Origin of the sequence: Micromonospora sp. WMMD737 (assembly GCF_049179055.1) — a bacterium.
Lineage (GTDB): Bacteria > Actinomycetota > Actinomycetes > Mycobacteriales > Micromonosporaceae > Micromonospora > Micromonospora reichwaldensis.
Window position 1 is genome coordinate 1 of record NZ_JBMHMH010000025.1, and the last position, 1,312, is coordinate 1,312.

The 1,312-nt window shown below is 69.4% G+C and carries 1 protein-coding gene; it reads right to left on the minus strand.

The window, feature by feature from the left end; all coding sequences use genetic code 11:
* Positions 1-1,040: diguanylate cyclase domain-containing protein (locus tag ACN27A_RS34015; RefSeq protein WP_421459057.1), on the minus strand; the 1,040-nt coding region annotated here is incomplete at its 3' end.
* Between the last annotated feature and the right edge of the window lie 272 nt (positions 1,041-1,312).

Sequence of the window (1,312 nt, forward strand, 5' to 3'; positions counted from 1 at the left end):
GCACGTTTCGCTTCGTACATCGCCATGTCCGCGGCGTGGATCACCTCGTCGAGCACGATGTTCAGCGCGGCTTCGGACACCGCGGCGCTCGTGGCGAGCCCGACACTGGCCGTGACCCCCCACGGAGTCGAGGTCACCGACCGGCAGAGCCGCTCGGCAACGTCGTGCTGCTCACTCGGTGACCCGTCGCCGAGTCGCAACGCGACGAGGAATTCCTCGCCGCCGACGCGCGCGACGACCGATATCGCCGGTTCGACGTCACGCAGCGCGTGACCGACCGCGGTCAGTATCCGGTCGCCCACCGCGTGGCCGCGGGTGTCGTTGATGAGCTTAAAGTTGTCCAGATCGACCATCGCGACCGCGATGCACGCGTCGTCCTCGGCGACATCGCTCACCAGCGTGGCGCGCACCGACTCCACGAACCCGCGCCGGTTGGGCAGCCCGGTCAGCGGGTCGGCGAACGCATCGTTGGCATCGGCGGTCATCAGGTGGATCAACATCTGCGCGATGACGGGAACCAGCAACAACGTGGGCAGCACCCCGATGCTGTGCCCGAGCGCCATCAACGCATCGCCGTGTGCCACGCGGAACGAGACCACGACCGTCGTCGCCATGGCCACCGCGAGCACGGAGCTCAGCAGCCGCGCCGAATGGAACAGCGCGAGATACCCGGCCAGCGGTGCGAACGCCGTCCCGACGAACACCCCGGCAGCCGGGTCGGTGGCGATGAGGCCCCCGGCCATCACGCAGGCGGCGGCCAGCAGTGAGAACGCCACCGATTGGCCCCGACTGGGCCAGTGGGTCAACCACAGCACGGCCACCGAGGTGCAGCCGATGCTGATGGCGATCGACACCACCGTCGCGGTGGTCCCTTTCGGCCCGGCGGGGCTGGCCAGCATCACCGGCGGGACCACGGCGAACAGCGCCATGACCGCGGCGATCAGATGGCGGGCGGGCCGCTGGAGTCCGCGGGATCGCAGATATCCCGACAGCGCCTCGTACTGGCTGGGCGATCTCCACCACTGCGCGAGCTGGAGCACGGCCGAGACCTCCCCAGTGTTCCGGTCGTCGGTGGTCGCGACCGCGGACGGTTCAGATATTCGGCCGAGGAGCCAATTCTGCGAGGCGATGCTATACCGAGCCGCTGCTGCACGGCTGCCCGGACCCGGCCGCTGTGCGCTGTCGGCCGATTACCGGGGCACGGCCAGGGGTACCCGCTGGGCATGACCAAGGAGGTAATCATGGCTGACACATCCACCCGGTCTCGCGCCGGTGCGCTGCACATTCCGCGCAGCCGTGGCGCGGCCAGCGG